Source organism: Micromonospora sp. NPDC005305, from assembly GCF_040607315.1.
Taxonomy (GTDB): Bacteria; Actinomycetota; Actinomycetes; order Mycobacteriales; family Micromonosporaceae; genus Micromonospora.
Window position 1 is genome coordinate 1 of record NZ_JBEXGL010000006.1, and the last position, 19029, is coordinate 19029.

The window sequence follows — 19029 nt, forward strand, 5'->3', positions numbered from 1 at the left end:
GTCGGCTTGATCTTCCCGGAGTTGCGTCGGGAACGGGCACGTTCCCGACGCAAACCTCTTGATCAACGCGGCAAGGGGGGCGCGGAGTGGGGCGGAGTGCTCAGGGGGTGGCGCTGGCGTTGGCGGCGATTTCCGGGAGGTCGGCCGGGCCCGGGTCGGCGGCCGGTGGGGGCGTCGCGGCCGGGTTCTGGGCGGCGGCGCGGACGGCGGCGGCGACGGCCGGGGCCACCCGCGAGTCGAAGACGCTCGGCACGATCACCGTCGGGTTGATCTTGTCCTCACCGACCACGTCGGCGATGGCCCGGGCCGCCGCGATCGCCATCTCCTCGGTGAACTCCTCGGCGTGCGCGTCGAGCATGCCGCGGAAGACGCCCGGGAAGGCGAGCACGTTGTTGATCTGGTTCGGCTGGTCGGACCGGCCGGTGGCGACCACGGCGGCGTGCTTGCGGGCCTCCCGCGGGTCCACCTCCGGGTCGGGGTTGGCCAGCGCGAAGACGATCGCGTCCTTCGCCATGGCGGCGATGTCGTCGCCGGTGAGCAGGTTCGGCGCGCTCACCCCGATGAACACGTCGGCGCCGCGGATCGCGCCGGGCAGGTCGCCGGAGTAGTTCTCCTTGTTGGTGTGCTCGGCCAGCCACTGCCACGCCGGGTTGAGGTCGGGCAGGTCGCGGTGCAGGGCGCCCTGCCGGTCGTACGCGATGATGTCGCCCACGCCCTGCCGCAGCAGCAGCTTCATGATCGCGGTGCCGGCCGCGCCGGCGCCGGAGACGACGACGCGGACGTCCGAGAGGTGCTTGCCCACCACCCGCAGCGCGTTGGTCAGCGCGGCCAGCACGCAGATCGCGGTGCCGTGCTGGTCGTCGTGGAAGACCGGGATGTCCAGCGCCTCGCGCAGCCGGGCCTCGATCTCGAAGCAGCGCGGCGCGGCGATGTCCTCCAGGTTGATGCCCCCGTAGGCCGGGGCGATCGCCTTGACGATCTGCACGATCTCGTCGGTGTCCTGGGTGTCCAGCACCACCGGCCAGGCGTCCACCCCGCCGAAGCGCTTGAACAGCGCGGCCTTGCCCTCCATCACGGGCAGCGAGGCGGCCGGCCCGAGGTTGCCGAGGCCGAGCACGGCGGAGCCGTCGCTGACCACGGCGACGGTGTTGCGCTTGATGGTGAGCCGGCGGGCGTCGGCCGGGTTCTCGGCGATCGCCATGCAGACCCGGGCCACCCCGGGGGTGTACGCGCGGGACAACTCGTCACGGGTGCGCAGCGCGACCTTCGAGTTGACCTCGATCTTGCCGCCCAGGTGCAGCAGGAACGTCCGGTCGGAGACCTTGCGGACGTCCACCCCGTCGAGCGCGGTCAGCGCGTCGACCACCTGGTCGGCGTGGTTCGAGTCGGCGGTGTCGCAGGTGAGGTCGACGACCACGTGGGCCGGGTCGGAGTCGACCACGTCCAGCGCGGTGACGATGGCGCCGGCCTCGCCCGCCGCGGTGGTCAGCCGCCCGATGGAGGAGGCGTCCGCGGGTACCGCGATCCGGATCGTGATCGAGAATCCGGCACTCGGCAGTCGGGTGTTGGCCACGAATAACTCCTCCGTCGACGCTGAGCGGCTCGCCTGGCATTTCTACTCGCCCGCCCAGGTCGACCGGCATCCGACCCCGCTACCGGTTAGTAACGCCACGGGCATATAGCGGGTGCATCCTGCGTTGGTACATGTCAGGATGCTCATGCAAACGGGAAATGCCCCGGCAAAAGACATAACGGACAGGAGTCGCGGTTTGCGAGACCAGGAGACCTTCCTCCCCTACGAGGACGACGAGCTCGACGCCACCACGACCGGCGAGTTCGAGCTGTCGGAGCGGCAGGCGCTGCGGCGGGTCCCCGGCCTCTCCACCGAGCTCAGTGACATCACCGAGGTCGAATACCGCCAGCTGCGGCTGGAGCGGGTCGTCCTGGTGGGCGTGTGGACCGAGGGGACCCAGGTCGACGCCGACAACAGCCTCACCGAGCTGGCGGCGCTGGCCGAGACGGCCGGCTCGCAGGTGCTCGAAGGGCTGATCCAGCGGCGCAACCGGCCGGACCCGGCCACCTACATCGGCCGGGGCAAGGTCGACGACCTGAGCGCCGTGGTGCTCGCCACCGGCGCCGACACGGTCATCTGCGACGGCGAGCTGTCCCCGTCGCAGCTGCGCAACCTGGAGCAGCGCACCAAGGTCAAGGTGGTCGACCGGACCGCCCTGATCCTCGACATCTTCGCCCAGCACGCCAAGAGCCGCGAGGGCAAGGCGCAGGTCGAGCTGGCCCAGCTCGAATACCTGCTGCCGCGACTGCGCGGTTGGGGCGAGACCCTCTCCCGGCAGACCGGTGGTAGCGGCCGCGGCGGTGGCGCCGGCGGCGGCGTGGGCCTGCGTGGTCCGGGTGAGACCAAGCTCGAGACCGACCGGCGCCGGATCCGGCACCGCATCGCGCGGCTGCGCCGCGAGATCAAGAGCATGACGACGGTACGCCAGACCAAGCGTGCCCGCCGCACCCGCAACGCGGTGCCCGCGGTGGCCATCGCCGGCTACACCAACGCCGGCAAGTCCAGCCTGCTCAACCGCCTCACCGGGGCGGGCGTGCTGGTGGAGAACGCGCTGTTCGCCACCCTGGACCCGACCACCCGCCGAGCCACCGCCTCCGACGGGCGGCTCTACACCCTCTCCGACACGGTCGGGTTCGTCCGGCACCTGCCGCACCAGATCGTCGAGGCGTTCCGCTCGACGCTGGAGGAGGTCGCCGACGCCGACCTGGTGGTGCACGTGGTCGACGGCACCCACCCGGACCCGGAGGAGCAGGTCCGAGCGGTCCGCGAGGTGCTCGCCGAGGTGGGCGCCGACCGGCTGCCCGAACTGCTGGTGGTCAACAAGATCGACGCCGCCGACGAGGAGACGCTGCTGCGGCTCAAGCGGCTCTGGCCCGAGGCGGTCCTCGTCTCCGCGCACAGCGGGCGCGGAATCGACGGGCTGCGCGAGGCCGTCGAGCAGCGCCTCCCGCGGCCGGCCGTCGAGGTCCGGGCGGTGCTCCCGTACGACCGGGGCGACCTGGTGGCCCGGGTGCACCGGCAGGGCGAGGTGCTGAGCACCGCGCACCTGCCCGAGGGCACGCTGCTGCACGTCCGGGTGGGCCAGGCGCTGGCCGCCGAACTCGTGCCGTACCGGGCGGGGGACCGGCTCACCAGCGAGGAACGGGTGGGCGCCGGGCGGTGAGCCGTCCGGCGTCACCCGCCCGAAACCTGGGTCGTGCGACACTTGGCGCCATGCGGCACGCTGTCTCCTCGGTCACGATCGCGCTGAGCCTCGTCGGCGCGGTCGTGGCGCCGGCCGGGCTCGCCCTGGCGGCTCCCGCTGCGGCCCCCGTGCTGGCCGCGGCTCCCAAGAAGAAGTGCACCGTCGACGACAACCGACTCCGGGAGCTGTCCGGCATCGTCGCCACCAGCACCGGCTACGTCGTGATCAACGACGGCACCGAGGACGAGAGCCGCAAACGGATCTTCTTCCTCGACACGAAGTGCGAGATCTCCAAGGACCCGGTCCGCTACACGGGCTCCGGTCCCTACGACACCGAGGACCTGGCCGTCGGGCCGGACAAGAAGACGCTCTTCGTCGCGGACACGGGCGACAACGTCGAGGCCAAGACCCGGCGGGAGCGGGTTGCGGTCTGGACCATGCCGTTGAGCGGGTCGAAGCAGCCGGTGCTGCACCGGCTGTCCTACCCCGGCAAGGAGCCGCACGACGCCGAGGCGCTGCTCGTCGGCGACGACAACCTGCCGCTGGTCATCACCAAGGACCTGTCCGGCAAGTCGGAGATCTTCACGCCGACGGCCAAGTTCAAGAGCAGCGGCGACCTCGAGGCCATCCCGATGAAGAAGGTCGGCCAGGTCACGCTCCCCGAGACCGACACCGATAACAAGCTGGGCGGCCCCGGCCGGCTGCTGGTCACCGGCGCGGCCCGCTCGCCCGACGGCGCCCGGGTGGTGCTGCGCACCTACGCCGACGCCTTCGAGTTCGACGTGACCGGCGGCGACATCGTCGGCGCGCTGACCACCGGCAAGCCCCGGGTCACCCCCCTGGCCGACCCGTTCGGCGAGGCCATCTCCTACACGCCGGACGGCAAATCCTTCCTCACCGTCTCCGACGGCGGCCTCCTGGACGCCGCGGACCCGATCGACGTCCTCAGCTACACCCCGGCCACCACCGGCGTGGAGGCACTGCCCAACGGCGGCAAGTCGGCCACGAAGCCGGCCGCCGAGAAGTCGTGGATCGAGGGCCTCAGCCTCGACGAGATCACGTACCTGATCGCGGCGGTCGGCGTGGTCGGCGCGCTGATGGTCGGCGCGGGCATCTTCGGCATCCTGCGGGCCCGGCGCAAGCCGGCGCCGCGCGCCGAGCCGACCGACGAGCGCGGCGACGAGTTCCCGGCCAACCCCGCCTATCCGCCGCCGGGCAACCGGCCCGACGCCCCGCCGCGGGGCGGGGTCTACGGCGGCGGTGGCGGTCCGGGCGGGGTCTACGGCGGCGCCCCGGCGAACGGCGGTCGCCCGGGCGGCGGGGTCTACGGCGGTGGCCGTCCGCAGGGCGGCGGTCGCGGGGGCGCGGTCTACGGTGGCGGCCCCCAGGGTGGCGGCGGCGGCCAGGGCGGTGGCCGCCCGCCGGGTGGTGGTGTCTACGGCGGCTCGCCGGGCGGCGGTGGCGGCTACGGCGGCGGCCGGCCGGGTGGCGGCGGAGGCTACGGCCCGGCCCGGGCCGAACCACCGCGCCGGGAGCCCGACCGCCGGGACCCGCGTGACGGCCGCCGCGACGGCGGCTACGGCGGCGGGGGCCAGCAGTACGGCCAGGTCTCCGGCGGCGGCCGGGACTACCGGGGCGACCGCTACTAGCGCAGGAAAAAGGGGGGTGACCGCCGGTCACCCCCCCGGTTCTCGTCGTCTCAGATGCGGCGGAGCACGGCGACCACGCGGCCCATGATGGTGGCGTCGTCGCCGGGAATCGGGTCGAAGGCCGGGCTCTGCGGCATCAGCCAGACGTGCCCGTCGCGCCGCCGGTAGGTCTTCACGGTCGCCTCGCCGTCGAGCATGGCCGCCACGATGTCGCCGACCTCGGCGGTCGGCTGCTGCCGGACCACCACCCAGTCGCCGTCGCAGATCGCCGCGTCGAGCATCGAGTCGCCCTTGACCTGCAGCATGAAGACCTCGCCCTCACCGACCAGCTCACGGGGGAGGGGGAAGATGTCCTCCACCGCCTGCTCGGCGAGGATCGGACCACCGGCGGCGATCCGGCCCAGCATCGGCACGTACGCCGGGGCGGGGCGCTGGGCGCGGGCCGCCTCGTCGTCGACGTCGGCGGGGGCCCGGACGTCCACGGCGCGGGGCCGGTTGGGGTCGCGGCGCAGGAAGCCCTTCTTCTCCAGCTCCTTGAGCTGGTAGGCGACGCTCGACGGGGACACCAGGCCGACGGCCTCGCCGATCTCGCGCACGCTCGGCGGGTAGCCGTGGCGCTCCACCCAGGTGCGGATGAACTCCAGGATGCGGCGCTGCCGGGCGGTGAGGTCGACGGTCGCCGGGTCGGGGAAGCTGCTGACCACCGGGGTGACCGCACGCACGGCGGGCTGTGCCGCCCGGCTGCGCGCGGTGCGGGGTCGACGGGTCGCCGGCGGACCCGCCCCGTCGATCGGCTGCGGGTTCTTCTGCCGGCTGGCCCGGTCCTCGGTCACGTCCGTCCTCCCTGGTCGGCGCTGGGTGCCTCGTCGGCTCGTGGTGCGTGCTCCGGTGGTGCTGTCGACCGGTCCGCGGCGATCCGCCGCGCCGGTCGTTGTTGACCGTATAGGTGAGATCGGCCATTTTCAAACATCTGTACGACCTGTTGTCGGCGTGTCGCCGCAGAATCCTGGATTTCCGAACGCCTGTTCTGATAAATGGTACGTCGATCTCGAACGAATGTTCTATCCCGGCGTCCCGTGACCCCGGCGGCCGCCGGCCGTTGGGTTCCTCGGTACGCCGGGGACGGGGTGGCACGGGTGAGTGATTCTGATGACGCGCCGGACACGCCGGCCAACTTGACCTCGCTAGTGCGACGGCATACGGTCGACCCCTAGATGTTGTGGTTACATGGGCGTAAGTCGCCTACAGGTTGGGTCCGGTTACCGACCGCACTCCCGTACGCCGACCCCGGCGGCGGCCGTCGAGAGACGGTGCCGCCGTGGTGACGCGTGCCCGGAGGCGGCCGGCGGGCCGCGGTCGATGAAGGAGGTCAGGCGATGCGGTGTCCGTACTGCCGACACGCCGACTCCCGGGTGGTCGACTCGCGGGAGGCCGACGACGGCCAGCTCATCCGGCGGCGGCGATCCTGCCCGGAGTGCGGCAAGCGGTTCACCACCGTCGAGGAGGCGGTGCTCGCGGTGGTCAAGCGCAGCGGGGTGACCGAGCCGTTCAGCCGCACCAAGATCATCGGCGGGGTGCGCAAGGCGTGCCAGGGCCGGCCGGTCGACGACGACTCCATCGCGCTGCTCGCGCAGAAGGTCGAGGAGACCGTCCGGGCCAAGGGGGCCGCCGAGATCCCCAGCCACGAGGTCGGGCTGGCCATCCTCGGGCCGCTGCGCGACCTCGACGAGGTGGCCTACCTGAGGTTCGCGAGCGTCTACCGCTCCTTCGACTCGCTCGCCGACTTCGAGCGCGAGATCGAGACGCTGCGGGCCGCCGCGCGGGCGCGGGAGGGTGCCGGGGCCGTCGAGGCCGCCGGCGCGACCAGTTGAGTTTCACGGATTTCTGACAGTTTGACGACGCGCGGTGGGTGACCGCGCTGACGAGGGGGGCGAGGGCGTGACGACCAGCAGGTCACGGAACAAGGCCGGGACAGGGCTGAAGATCGAGCGCGTCTGGACGACCGAGGGGGTGCATCCCTACGACGAGGTCACCTGGGAGCGCCGCGACGTCGTGATGACGAACTGGCGGGACGGTTCGATCAACTTCGAGCAGCGCGGGGTGGAGTTCCCCGAGTCCTGGTCGGTCAACGCGGCCAACATCGTGACCACCAAGTACTTCCGGGGCGCGGTGGGGACCCCGGAGCGGGAGTGGTCGCTCAAGCAGCTGATCGACCGGGTGGTCGGCACCTACCGCACCGCCGGTGAGGAGTACGGCTACTTCGCCACCCCGGCCGACGCCGAGGTGTTCGCGCACGAGCTGACCTGGATGCTGCTGCACCAGGTGTTCAGCTTCAACTCGCCGGTCTGGTTCAACGTCGGCACGCCGTCGCCGCAGCAGGTCAGCGCCTGCTTCATCCTGGCCGTCGACGACTCGATGGACTCGATCCTCGACTGGTACAAGGAGGAGGGGCTGATCTTCAAGGGCGGCTCCGGCTCCGGCGTCAACCTGTCCCGGATCCGCTCCTCCCGCGAACTGCTGTCCTCCGGCGGCAACGCCTCCGGCCCGGTCAGCTTCATGCGCGGCGCGGACGCCTCCGCCGGCACCATCAAGTCCGGCGGCGCCACCCGGCGGGCGGCCAAGATGGTCATCCTCGACGTGGACCACCCGGACATCCAGGAGTTCGTGGTCACCAAGGCGCGCGAGGAGGACAAGATCCGCGCGCTGCGGGACGCCGGCTTCGACATGGACCTGGGCGGCGCCGACATCGTCAGCGTGCAGTACCAGAACGCCAACAACTCGGTCCGGGTCTCCGACGAGTTCATGACCGCGGTGGAGAACGGCGGCGGCTTCGACCTGCGCGGCCGGCTCGACGGCCAGGTCATCGAGACGATCGACGCCAAGAAGCTGTTCCGCGGCATCTCCCAGGCGGCCTGGGAGTGCGCCGACCCCGGCCTGCAGTACGACGACACCATCAACGACTGGCACACCTGCCCGGAGACCGGTCGGATCACCGCGTCGAACCCCTGCTCGGAATACCTGCACCTGGACAACTCCTCGTGCAACCTGGCGTCGCTGAACCTCATGAAGTTCATGCGCGCCGACGGCGGCTTCGAGGTGGAGAAGTTCGTCAAGTCGGTCGAGTTCGTCATCACGGCGATGGACATCTCGATCTGCTTCGCCGACTTCCCGACCGAGAAGATCGGTGAGACCAGCCGCGCCTACCGGCAGCTCGGCATCGGCTACGCCAACCTCGGCGCGCTGCTGATGGCCTCCGGCCTGCCGTACGACTCGGAGCAGGGCCGGGGGGTCGCCGCGGCGATCACCTCGCTGATGACCGGCACCGCCTACCGCCGCTCCGCCGAGCTGGCCGGCGTCGTCGGCCCGTACGACGGCTACGCCCGCAACGCGGAGCCGCACAAGCGGGTCATGCGCAAGCACGCCGCCGCCAACGACGCGATCAAGCCGACCGGCACCGTGGCGACCGCCGTCCAGCGCGAGGCCACCAGGCAGTGGACGCTCGGCAACAAGATCGGCGACAAGAACGGCTGGCGCAACTCGCAGGCCAGCGTCCTCGCGCCGACCGGCACCATCGGCTTCATGATGGACTGCGACACGACCGGCGTGGAGCCGGACCTGGCGCTGGTCAAGTTCAAGAAGCTGGTCGGCGGCGGCTCGATGCAGATCGTCAACCAGACCGTGCCGCGTGCCCTGCGCAGCCTCGGCTACCCGGAGGAGCAGGTCGAGGCGATCGTCGAGCACATCGCCGACCACGGCCACGTGGTGGACGCCCCCGGCCTCAAGCCGGAGCACTACCCGGTCTTCGACTGCGCCATGGGTGAGCGGTCGATCGCCCCGATGGGCCACGTGCGGATGATGGCGGCGATCCAGCCGTTCGTCTCCGGCGCGATCTCCAAGACGGTCAACATGCCGGAGCAGGCGACCGTCGAGGACGTCGAGAAGATCTACTTCGAGGGCTGGAAGCTCGGCCTCAAGGCGCTGGCGATCTACCGGGACAACTGCAAGGTCGGCCAGCCGCTCTCGGTGGCCAAGTCGAACAAGGCCACCGCCGAGACCCAGGCCCCGGCCGCCGAGGTCGAGAAGGTCGTGGAGAAGGTCGTGGAATACCGGCCGGTGCGCAAGCGCCTGCCGAAGAAGCGCCCTTCGGAGACCATCTCGTTCTCGGTCGGCGGCGCGGAGGGCTACCTCACCGCCTCGTCGTACCCGGACGACGGCCTCGGCGAGGTCTTCCTCAAGATGTCGAAGCAGGGCTCGACCCTGGCCGGCGTGATGGACGCCTTCTCGGTGGCCATCTCCATCGGTCTCCAGTACGGCGTCCCGCTGGAGACGTTCGTCAGCAAGTTCACCAACATGCGCTTCGAGCCGGCCGGCATGACCGACGACCCGGACGTGCGCATGGCGGCCTCGGTGATGGACTACATCTTCCGTCGCCTGGCCCTGGACTTCCTGCCGTACGAGCGCCGCGCCGAGCTGGGCATCTTCACCGCCAAGGAGCGGGCCGCCCAGCTCGCGGCCGAGGCGGAGGCGGAGGCGAGCGGTGCGGACCTCACCGCGATGGCCGCCTCCGCCCCGGTCGAAGCGCCCGAGCCGAAGGCGGTCGCCCAGCCGAAGCAGGAGGTCGCGGACGTCGCGGCCGTCAAGCCGGCGCCGTCGGTGGGTTCCAGCACCGAACTGCTGGAGGCCGTGATCGGCAAGGCCGCGGACGCGCCGCTCTGCTTCACCTGCGGCACGAAGATGCGGCCGGCCGGCAGCTGCTACGTCTGCGAGGGCTGCGGCTCCACCAGCGGCTGCAGCTGACGCACGACCGCTCGCGAGCGCGGCAGGGATTTCCCTGCCGCGCTCGCGGCTTTCAGGACGCGGCCCGCTGAAGCGACGCAGCTCACGCCGTCGGCGCCACCCCGGCACGGCGTCCGGCTGGAATGCTCGCGCCATGACCACTAAGGACCGCTACACCGCCTTCGCCCGGGAGGTGCGCGGGATGTCGCCGGCGTACGAGCGGCTGTCGGAGGCGGTCGCCCGCGACGACGAGCTGCTGGCCCGGCTCGACACCCTCCCGCCGGCCAAGCGCCAGCCGAACCTGCTCTTCGCCGCCGTCCGGCTGCTCGGCGGCCCGGTCACCGATCCGGCCACCTTTCGCGGGTATGCGCTGGCGAACTGGCCGGTGATCGCGGCGGAGATGCGGGTCCGGGCCACGCAGACGAACGAGCCGGGCCGGTGTGCCGTACTCCTGCCGGTGCTGGCGTCGCTGCCCCAGCCGCTCGCCCTGCTGGAGGTCGGCGCCTCCGCGGGCCTGTGTCTCTACCCCGACCGGTACGCCTACCGCTACGGCGACCATCAGCTCGGCGACGGTGAGCCGGTCCTCGACTGCGCGATCAGCGGCACGGCGCCGCCGACCCGCCGGCCCGAGGTGGTGTGGCGAGCCGGCCTGGACCTCAACCCGCTGGACGTGACCGACCCGGCCGACGTGGCGTGGCTGGACGCGCTCATCTGGCCGGAGCACGGGCACCGCCGCGAGCGGCTGCGGGCCGCGGCGGCCGTCGCCCGGGCCGAGCCGCCGCAGCTCGTGCGGGGCGACCTGGTGGACGACCTGCCGGCGCTGGCCGCGCGGGCACCCCGGGACGCGACTCTGGTGGTCTTCCACACCTCGGTGCTGTACCAGGTGCCGCCGGCGCGGAGGGACGCGTTCGCCGAGCTGGTCCGGGAGCTGCCCGGGCACTGGATCGCCAACGAGGACCCGGACGTGCTGCGGTACCCCGCGTTGCCCGAGCCGCCGGCCGACGGGTTCCACAACGTGCTGGCCCTCGACGGGAAGCCACTGGCCTGGACCCGAGGCCACGGCCAGGCGATCACCTGGTTCGGGTAGGCCCGCACGCCGCGGACACGGCCGTCGCGGTCGCAGCGCCAGATCTTGGAGACTTATCGTTCGTCAGGAGCGGACAGTGTCCAATCTTCACCGCGCAGGCGAGACTGGGGCCATGGTGACGCTGCCGGCCGTTGAGGAGTTTGCGAGCGAGCTCGCGGCGCTCGGCTGGGTCACCGACCTGCTCGTGGCGGGATCGCTGGCGACCGGCGACCACCGCCCCGGCGTGAGCGATCTTGACCTGGTGGCCCTGACGGATGGGTCGGTCGACGCCGCGCGGGAGGCCGCGCTCGTCGCCGTGCACCGCCGCCTCGACGCGGGCAGCGCCGCCGGGCTGCACCTGGGCTGCGTCTACGTCGACAGCGCCACCATCGTCGAGGTCCACCGGAAGCATCCCACGTGGACGCACGGGCAGCTCGTCCAGCGCATCCTGTCCGGCGTCACCCGCGCCGAGCTGGTCCGTCACGGGTACGCCGTCCTCGGCCGCCCGCCCGGCGAGGTGTTCCCACCGATGAGCGACGACGACGTTCGGGCCGCCGCGCGGGCGGAACTCGCCGGCTACTGGGCCTGGGCGGCCCGGCGTCCGTGGCTGTGGCTGAATCCCGCCCTCGCCGACCTCGGCCTCACCTCGATGGCCCGCGGCCGGCACGCGCTCCACCACGGCGACCTGCTCACCAAGACCGCAGCGGTGGAGGCGGCCCACGCCCCGGCCTGGCTGATCGGTCAGTTGGCGGCTCGGCGCCGGGGCGAGCCGGTCACCTCGCCCCGGCTCCGCACGGCCCTGATCGCCTGGCGGGACGCCCGCCGCACCGTCCGCCAGGCCCACCGCGCGACGATCTGAGACGACGTTGATCATAAAGTTATTGCCCCGACACGCCGAAGCGGCGGGCGATAACTTCATGATCGACCGGGCGGGGTGACCTCCGTGAGGCGGGCGGTGAGGAAGGCGTGTTCTGCCTCGTTGTCGACCAGGTCCAGCGCCGCCCGGTAGGCGTCCGCCGCTTCCGCGCGGCGATCCAGGCGGCGGAGCAGGTCGGCGCGGATCGCTGGCAGGTAGTGGTAACCGGCCAGGTGCGGATCGGCGGCCAGGGCGTCGACCTCGGCGAGGGCCGCGGCCGGTCCGTCGACCATGGACACCGCGACCGCCCGGTTCAGCGCCACCACCGGCGACGACCAGCGCTTGAGCAGCTCGTCGTAGAGGCGGACGACCTGGGGCCAGTCGGTGGCGGCATAGCTGGGGGCGACGGCGTGCAGCGAGGCGATGGCGGCCTGGAGGGCGTACCGGCCGACCCGGCCCGTGCGGAACGCGCCCAGGACCAGGTGGTTGCCCTCGGCGATGGCCGCCCGGTCCCAGCGGGACCGGTCCTGCTCCTCCAGCACCAGCAGCCGCCCGGAATCGTCGGTGCGGGTGGCCCGGCGGGCGTCGGTGAGCAGCAGCAGGGCGAGCAGGCCGCGGACCTCCGGTTCGTCGGGCATCAGGGCCAGCAGCATCCGGGTCAGGTGCACCGCCCGGTCGACCAGGTCGGCGCGGACCAGGTCGCCGCCGGTCGGCGCGGTGTGCCCGGCGGTGAAGAGCAGATGGATCACGGTGAGCACCGCGTCGAGCCGTTCGGGCAGCTCGGCGGCCTCCGGCACCCGGTAGGGGATCCGGGCGGCGGCGATCTTCTTCTTGGCCCGGGTCACCCGGGCCGCCATGGTCGTCTCGGTGACCAGGAACGCGCGGGCGATGTCGCCGGTGGCCACCCCGCAGACCAGGCGCAGGGTCAGCGCCACCTGGGCCTCCCGGGCCAGCGCCGGGTGGCAGCAGGTGAAGACCAGCCGCAGCCGGTCGTCGGGGACCGGGTCCCCACCGGCCTCCTCCACCATCTCGGCCTCCGCCGGCTCGACGAGCAGGGGCATCTTCGACCGGAACACCTTGTCCCGGCGCAGCACGTCGAGCGCCTTGCGCTTCGCCGTGGCGGTCAGCCAGGCGCCCGGCTTGTCAGGTACGCCGTCGCGCGCCCAGGCGGCCAGCGCGGCCAGGTAGGCGTCCTGCACGCACTCCTCGGCCACGTCGAGGTCGCCGGCGACGCGCGCCGTCGCGGCGAGCACGAAGGCCCACTCGCGACGGTGCGCGTCCGCCACCGCGCGTTCGGCGGCGACCGTGGCGGCGTCGCTCACTCGGCCGGCGGCTGGAAGAGGGGCCGGACCTCGACGCCGCCGTCGATGGTGGCCGGGTTCAGCTTGGCGATCTTCAGGGCCACGTCCAGGTCGGGCGCCTCCAGGATGAAGAACCCGGCGACGACCTCCTTGGCCTCGATGAACGGGCCGTCGGTCACCACGTCGCCGCGGATCGCCGTGGCCGTGGTGCTCGGCTGGAGCGCGAACCCGGTGAGGATCTGCCCGCCCAGCTCGGTGACCTGGTCGCCGTATCGCTCCAGCAGGGCCACGTAGTCCGGGGTCAGGTCCATCGGGTCGGCCGGCGCGGGCGAGTAGACGAGGACTGCGTACTGGGCCATGGGTCTCTCCTTGAGGTTGTCGTTTCCCTCTTCCGACTCACCGACGGACGGGCGTGGCCGGATTCGACAGCGGTCCGGGAAAAATCCTGCCTCTTTTCAGGACGCCGGGAAGTCCCGCATGCGGCGCAGCGGCGAAAAGACCACGAACAGCGCCGCGCTCCACATGCCGAGCACGCAGACCAGCAGCGCCGGCCGCAGCCCGAGCCGGGTGCCGAGGGCGCCGCCGAGCAGGGCGCCGAGCGGGATCGCGCCGTAGCAGATCCACAGGAACGCGGCGTTGACCCGGCCGAGCAGCCGGCCCGGGGTGACCCGCTGCCGGTACGACATGGCGGCCACGTTGAACAGCACCGCGTTGGCCGCGAACGCGGCCGTGCCGACCGCGTAGAGCAGGGCGCCCCAGCCCGGCCGGGCCAGCGGCATGAGCAGGTAGAGCGGGCCGGGCACGGCCATCGACACCCAGATGGTCCGGGCGCCGCCGAGCAGCGCGGTCACCCGCCCGGCCAGCACGCCGGCCAGCAGCCCGCCCACCGAGCCGAGGCTGAACAGGAGGCCGATGGTGGCCGGGCTGGCGTGCAGCACCCGCAGCAGGTAGGGCACCTCGATGGCGCGGGTGGCCATGACGAAGAAGTTCGAGGTGGCGGTGCAGGCCAGGACCAGGGCGAGGATCCGCTGCCGGCGGATGAAACCGAGGCCCTCGGTGAGCGCCGCCCGGACCGGCACCCGGCCCTCGGCGCGGGGCGTCGGGCGGTGCCGCACCAGCAGCAGCGTGACCGCGCTGGCCAGGAAGCTCGCCGCGTCGGCGACGAAGGTGCGGGCCGCGCCGAGCAGGCCGACGAGCACGCCGCCCGCGCTCGGCCCGGCCAGGTGGGCGACGTTCTCGCTCACTTCGAGGCGCGCGTTGGCCGAGGTCAACTGCTCCGGCGCGACGAGGGCGGGCAGCAGGCTCCGGTAGGCCACCGTGAACGCCACGGTCAGCACGCCGGAGAGCCCGACCACCGCGTACAGGAAGGCCAGCGTGAGGTGGCCGACCAGGGCGACCGCCGGCACCGACAGCAGCAGCGCCGCGCGACCCAGGTCGCACGCGACCATCAGCCGCCGCTGGTCGACCCGGTCGGCCAGCATCCCGGCCGGCAGCGAGAAGATCAGGTACGGCAGCCAGGCCAGGACGGTGAGCAGGGAGACCTGGAGGACGGTGGCGTCGAGCACGTCCGCGGCGAGCAGCGGCACCGCCACCCCGGAGACCCGGGTGCCCACCTCGCTGACCGTCTGGCCGCTCCACAGCAGCAGGAAGTCCCGGCTCCGCCACAGCGAGGTGCGGGTTCCGGGCATCGGGGGCGTCAGTTGCTGGGTCACCGGTCGGGCCTGTCCGTCGAGGTCATGCGTGTGCGACCCGGCACGGTATCCCGCCGGCCGCCGCCGGGCGCGGCCTTTTCCGGGCGTGGGCGGGCACGTTCGCGGTACGAGCGGTCGGAGGGCGCTCCCCGGGCGGGGCGGGCGGACGCGGGGCCGGCCGGCGACTAGGGTCGGCTTCCATGATCGAACCGACCTGGCTCACCGAGACGCGCGCCGCCTACGACACGGTGGCCGTGGACTACGCACGGTTGATTCCCGACGTGCTGGAGGGCCCGCTCGACCGGGGGATGCTGGCCGCGTTCGCGGAGCTGGTGGGCCCCGGCCGGCCGGTGCTGGAGGCGGGCTGCGGGACCGGCCGGATCACCGCCCACCTGCGCGGTCTCGGGCTCGACATCTCCGGGGTCGACCTCTCCCCGGGCATGCTCGAGGTGGCCCGCCGGAACTATCCGGAGCTGCGCTTCGAGGTCGGCTCGATGACCGCGCTGGACATCCGCGACGCGGCGCTGGCCGGCCTCGTGGCCTGGTACTCGATCATCCACCTGCCGCCGGACCTGCTGCCCGGGGTGTTCGCCGAGTTCCACCGGGTGCTCGCCCCGGGTGGCCACCTCCTGATCGCCGTGAAGGCCGGCGACCAGCGGATCCGGCTGGAGCAGGCGTACGGCCACACGGTCTCGTACGACGTGTACTGGCTGCCGGCGGACCGGCTCGCCGAGCAGCTCACGGCGGCCGGGTTCGCCGTGCACGCCACGCTGGTCCGCGAAGCGGAGGAGCTGGACCGGGGGCCGCAGGCGTTCCTGCTCGCCCGGAAGGCTGACCGGTGACCGTCGCGCTCTTCACCCTGGGCGGCACGATCGCCATGGCGGGCACCGGTTCCGGGGGAGTGGTCAGCCGGCTCACCGGCGCCGACCTCACCGCCGCCGTACCGGGACTCGCTGACATCCCGCTCGACGTGCGGGACGTCGAGGCGGTGCCCAGCGCCGCCCTGGCGTACCGGCAGATCCTCGACCTGGTGGACGCGGCCGGCGCGGCGGTCGCGGACGGCGCGACCGGCGTGGTGGTGACCCAGGGCACCGACACCCTGGAGGAGAGCGCCTTCCTGGCCGACCTGGTCTGGCCGCACCCGGCGCCGCTGGTGTTCACCGGCGCCATGCGCAACCCCACCCTGGCCGGCCCGGACGGTCCGGCGAACCTGCTCGCCGCCGCCCGGGTCGCCGCCGCGCCGGCCGCGCGGGACCTCGGGGGGCTGGTGGCGTTCAACGACGAGATCCACGCGGCCCGCTTCGCCCGCAAGACCCACAGCACCAGCACGGCCACGTTCGCCTCACCCAACGCCGGCCCGCTCGGGCACGTCATCGAGGGCGAGGTACGCCTGCTCACCCGCCCGCCCCGGCACGCCCCGCTGCCGCCGGTGGACCGTGACCGGCTGGCCGCCACCCGGGTGGCGCTGCACACCGTCACCCTCGACGACGACCCGGCGCTGCTCGACGCGCTCACCCCGGGCCTGGACGGCCTCGTGGTGGCCGGCTTCGGGGTGGGGCACGTGCCGCCGGACTTCGCCCCGGCGCTGGGCGAGCTGGCCGCGCGGATGCCGGTGGTCCTCGCCTCCCGGACCGGGGCCGGGTCGGTGCTGCGGAACACGTACGGCGCGGTCGGCTCGGAGACCGACCTGCGGCGGCGCGGGCTGGTCCGCGGTGGGCTGCTCGACCCGTACAAGGCGAAGGTGCTGCTGAGGCTGCTCCTGGCCTCCGGCGCGGACCGCCCAGCGGTGACCGAGGCGTTCGCCCGGCACGGCTGAGCCCCGTTCGGCCCGTTAACAGGGGGCCACTGCTATGCAGAAGGCGTTAACAAGGGGCCCTTCCTTACACTCGCCGGGTGACCGGAGAGCGACGACCCCTGGCGGACCGGCCGTTGACCGAGCCGCACCCGTCGCGGCTGTCGCCCGACCACCCGGACCGGGCGCGGATCCTGGCCGCGCACGCCGCCGCCCTGGCCGCCGGTGAGGCCGGCTACCTCGACCCGGCTACCGGACTGTTCGTGCTCAGCGCCGGTTTCCTGGCCCGCCGCGGCACGTGCTGCGGGCGAGGATGCCGGCACTGTCCGTACGTGGTCGATTGAGGACTTCCGTCCCGGCGGGGTTGCCCGTACGGTGGCCGACGGACATCCGGCGGGCGGTGCCCGCCGACGACTGCGGAGGTCTCCACGTGCGCGCCCGGACCTGGCTGGCCGCTTCGGCCGTACTGCTGACCACCGGCTGCGCGAAGGAGGCCACGCCGGTGGCGGTGCCGGCGGCGGAGCCGAAGGCCGTCGAGGTGTCCGCCGCCTCGTCCGGCGGGGCGTGCCGGCTGCTCGACTTCGCGGTGATCGCCAAGCACACCGGCGGCACGTTCGACGTGGCCGCCGCCATGGACAAGGGCGACACGCACACCTGCGTGGTCCGGGCCGAGCAGGCGGTGCTGCCGGAGCTGACGCTCACGGTGACCGACACGTCGATCGACACGTCGACCTTCACCCTCGACGTGCTGCCCCGGGGCGCGAAGAAGGTGACCAAGCTCGGGAAGATCGCCTACCGGCACACGCTGCCGAAGACCGCGAAGAACGGCCCAATGGCGGAGGTGGGCTGGCTGGCCGGCGAGGGGCGGCTGGTCACGCTGCGCTGGACCACCCCGCGCGGCACCGCCACGGCCGAGGCGGACAAGGCGGCCGGCAAGCTGGTCGACCTCGCCAAGGTGACCGACACCCGGCAGCTCTGACCGCCGGGCGGCCCGGTCAGCGGGCCGCGACGAACACCCGGGAGGCCACCTCGCGGGGCAGCCGGACCCGGTCGCCGGAGCGGTCGATGGAGACGCCGTCGCGTTCCTGGGCCACGGTCACCGTGGCGCCCGGGTCGACGCCCGCCGCGTGCAGCTGCCGGAGCACGTCGGCGTCGGTCTGCACGCTCTCGCAGATCCGCCGCACCACGACCGGCCCGGACAGGCCCGGGAAGGCCAGGTTCCGCTCGCTCTCCGCGGTCTCGACCTCGCGCAGGCCCGGCTCGCCCAGCTCCTCGAGGCCCGGGATCGGGTTGCCGTAGGGGGAGCGGGTCGGGCGGTTGAGCAGGTCGTAGACCCGCTTCTCGACCGCGTCGCTCATCACGTGCTCCCAGCGGCAGGCCTCGTCGTGGGCCTCCTCGTAGGGCATCCCGATCACGTTGACGAGCAGCAGCTCGGCGAGCCGGTGCTTGCGCATGACCGAAACGGCCGAGGTGCGGCCCAGCGCGGTGAGCATCAGGTGGCGGTCGCCCTCGACGGTGAGCAGGCCGTCCCGTTCCATGCGGGCCACGGTCTGGCTGACGGTGGGACCGCTCTGCTTCAGCCGCTCCGCGATCCGCGCACGCAGCGGCGGCACCCCCTCCTCTTCCAGCTCGAGGATGGTGCGCAGGTACATCTCGGTCGTGTCGACCAGGTCATGCTTCACGTCAGCGTCCCTCCGGCGTTCGATGCTACCCCGGACCCCCGACGATCCACGCCCGCCGAACCGGGAGGTCGCTGCCCGGATGGTGTTGACTGGACCGCATGTCCGGAACCGAAGACCTGCTCGTCGAGCCCGACGGGCTCGCCGCCGAGCTCGACCGCGCCGATCCGCCCACCCTCCTGGACGTCCGCTGGCGGCTCGCCGGGCCGCCCGGCCGGGAGGACTACCAGGCCGGTCACCTGCCCGGCGCGGTCTTCGTCGACCTGGACACCGAGCTCTGTGGCCGGCCGGGCGCCGCCGGCCGGCACCCGCTGCCCGACCCCGCCGCGCTCCAGGCCGCGCTGCGGGCCGCCGGCGTCCGCGCCGGGCACCCCGTGGTGGTGTACGACGGCGGCGACGGCATGTCGGCCGCCCGCGCCTGGTGGACGCTGCGCTGGGCCGGTCACCGGGCGGTCCGGGTGCTGCACGGCGGCTTCCCGGCCTGGGTCGCGGCCGGCGGACCCGTCTCCACCGACGCGCCGGCGCCCGCGCCCGGGGACGTCACGGTCAGCCCCGGCGAGCTGCCGGTGCTGGACGCGGGGGAGGCCGCCCGGCTGGCCGCCGCCGACGCCGGGGTACTGCTCGACGTGCGGGCCGCCCCCCGCTACCGGGGCGAGACCGAGCCGATCGACCCGGTCGCCGGGCACGTCCCGGGCGCGGTCAACCTGCCGGCTCCGGAGTACGTCACCGAGGGGCGCTTCCCCGCCGCCGAGGCGCTGCGCGAGCGGTTCGCCGCCGCCGGGGTGGCCGAGGGCACGCCGGTCGGCGCGTACTGCGGCTCGGGGGTGACCGCCGCCCAGGCGGTCCTGGCGCTGCACCTGGCCGGCCGCCCGGACGCCGCCCTGTACGTCGGCTCGTGGAGCAACTGGGTGGCCGACCCGGACCGTCCGGTCGCCACCGGGTAGACACCCGGGCGGCCGGGG

The 19029-nt window shown here is 73.1% G+C and carries 18 protein-coding genes; 12 read left to right on the forward strand and 6 right to left on the reverse strand.

What is annotated here, in order from left to right; all coding sequences use genetic code 11:
- Positions 1–100: 100 nt before the first annotated feature.
- Complete coding sequence (locus ABZS80_RS12100; protein WP_355055748.1) at positions 101–1573, reverse strand: NAD-dependent malic enzyme; 1473 nt, start codon at positions 1571–1573, stop codon at positions 101–103.
- A 139-nt stretch (positions 1574–1712) separates the two neighbouring features.
- Here ABZS80_RS12100 and hflX point away from each other — a divergent pair, with 139 nt between their 5' ends.
- Both hflX and ABZS80_RS12110 read left to right on the forward strand, forming a co-directional pair.
- The gene (gene hflX / locus ABZS80_RS12105; RefSeq protein ID WP_355055749.1) at positions 1713–3236 is read left to right on the forward strand and encodes a GTPase HflX; all 1524 of its coding nucleotides are present in this window, start codon (positions 1713–1715) and stop codon (positions 3234–3236) included.
- Positions 3237–3286: 50 nt separating this feature from the next.
- Entirely contained in the window at positions 3287–4906 is a 1620-nt protein-coding gene (locus ABZS80_RS12110) for a hypothetical protein (protein WP_355055750.1), read from the forward strand.
- A gap of 50 nt (positions 4907–4956) precedes the next feature.
- Here the strand turns inward: ABZS80_RS12110 and lexA are convergent, their stop codons facing one another.
- Positions 4957–5739, reverse strand: coding sequence for a transcriptional repressor LexA (gene lexA / locus ABZS80_RS12115; protein WP_355055751.1), 783 nt, complete (start codon positions 5737–5739; stop codon positions 4957–4959).
- A gap of 55 nt (positions 5740–5794) precedes the next feature.
- Here lexA and ABZS80_RS12120 point away from each other — a divergent pair, with 55 nt between their 5' ends.
- From ABZS80_RS12120 to ABZS80_RS12140, 5 genes are all read left to right on the forward strand, one after another.
- A complete protein-coding gene (locus tag ABZS80_RS12120) occupies positions 5795–5986 on the forward strand; it encodes a hypothetical protein (protein ID WP_355055752.1) in 192 nt (63 codons plus the stop codon).
- A gap of 296 nt (positions 5987–6282) precedes the next feature.
- Positions 6283–6777, forward strand: a complete 495-nt coding sequence (nrdR, locus tag ABZS80_RS12125) for a transcriptional regulator NrdR (RefSeq protein WP_151461356.1) — start codon at positions 6283–6285, stop codon at positions 6775–6777.
- A gap of 34 nt (positions 6778–6811) precedes the next feature.
- A complete protein-coding gene (locus ABZS80_RS12130; RefSeq protein WP_355055753.1) occupies positions 6812–9703 on the forward strand; it encodes a vitamin B12-dependent ribonucleotide reductase in 2892 nt (963 codons plus the stop codon).
- 133 nt (positions 9704–9836) lie between these two features.
- A complete protein-coding gene (locus ABZS80_RS12135) occupies positions 9837–10769 on the forward strand; it encodes a DUF2332 domain-containing protein (protein WP_355055754.1) in 933 nt (310 codons plus the stop codon).
- A gap of 112 nt (positions 10770–10881) precedes the next feature.
- On the forward strand, positions 10882–11607 hold the full coding sequence (locus ABZS80_RS12140; protein WP_355055755.1) for a nucleotidyltransferase domain-containing protein: 726 nt from the start codon (positions 10882–10884) through the stop codon (positions 11605–11607).
- A gap of 56 nt (positions 11608–11663) precedes the next feature.
- On the opposite strand, the gene ABZS80_RS12145 is transcribed toward ABZS80_RS12140, so the two are convergent.
- The 3 genes from ABZS80_RS12145 to ABZS80_RS12155 all read right to left on the reverse strand — a co-directional run bounded on the left by ABZS80_RS12145 (position 11664) and on the right by ABZS80_RS12155 (position 14617).
- Positions 11664–12857 carry a DUF6596 domain-containing protein gene (locus tag ABZS80_RS12145; RefSeq protein WP_355056026.1) on the reverse strand — a complete coding sequence of 398 codons (1194 nt, stop codon included), beginning with the start codon at positions 12855–12857 and terminating at the stop codon, positions 11664–11666.
- 65 nt (positions 12858–12922) lie between these two features.
- Complete coding sequence (locus tag ABZS80_RS12150) at positions 12923–13264, reverse strand: YciI family protein (protein WP_355055756.1); 342 nt, start codon at positions 13262–13264, stop codon at positions 12923–12925.
- Positions 13265–13360: 96 nt separating this feature from the next.
- Positions 13361–14617: an MFS transporter gene (locus tag ABZS80_RS12155; protein WP_355055757.1), complete on the reverse strand. Its 1257-nt coding sequence runs from the start codon at positions 14615–14617 to the stop codon at positions 13361–13363.
- A 179-nt stretch (positions 14618–14796) separates the two neighbouring features.
- Between ABZS80_RS12155 and ABZS80_RS12160 the strand changes: the two genes are divergently transcribed.
- The 4 genes from ABZS80_RS12160 to ABZS80_RS12175 all read left to right on the forward strand — a co-directional run bounded on the left by ABZS80_RS12160 (position 14797) and on the right by ABZS80_RS12175 (position 17367).
- On the forward strand, positions 14797–15438 hold the full coding sequence (locus ABZS80_RS12160; RefSeq protein ID WP_355055758.1) for a methyltransferase domain-containing protein: 642 nt from the start codon (positions 14797–14799) through the stop codon (positions 15436–15438).
- Between the two features lie 35 nt (positions 15439–15473).
- Positions 15474–16412: an asparaginase gene (locus ABZS80_RS12165; RefSeq protein WP_355056027.1), complete on the forward strand. Its 939-nt coding sequence runs from the start codon at positions 15474–15476 to the stop codon at positions 16410–16412.
- Between the two features lie 77 nt (positions 16413–16489).
- Entirely contained in the window at positions 16490–16732 is a 243-nt protein-coding gene (locus ABZS80_RS12170; protein WP_355055759.1) for a DUF5522 domain-containing protein, read from the forward strand.
- 86 nt (positions 16733–16818) lie between these two features.
- A complete protein-coding gene (locus tag ABZS80_RS12175) occupies positions 16819–17367 on the forward strand; it encodes a hypothetical protein (RefSeq protein ID WP_355055760.1) in 549 nt (182 codons plus the stop codon).
- A 16-nt stretch (positions 17368–17383) separates the two neighbouring features.
- Here ABZS80_RS12175 and ABZS80_RS12180 read toward each other — a convergent pair whose 3' ends face one another.
- Positions 17384–18070 (reverse strand): metal-dependent transcriptional regulator, encoded by a 687-nt coding sequence (locus tag ABZS80_RS12180; RefSeq protein WP_355055761.1) that lies wholly within the window; start codon positions 18068–18070, stop codon positions 17384–17386.
- 98 nt (positions 18071–18168) lie between these two features.
- On the opposite strand from ABZS80_RS12180, the gene ABZS80_RS12185 reads away from it, so the two are divergent.
- On the forward strand, positions 18169–19011 hold the full coding sequence (locus tag ABZS80_RS12185; protein WP_355055762.1) for a sulfurtransferase: 843 nt from the start codon (positions 18169–18171) through the stop codon (positions 19009–19011).
- Positions 19012–19029: the final 18 nt, after the last annotated feature.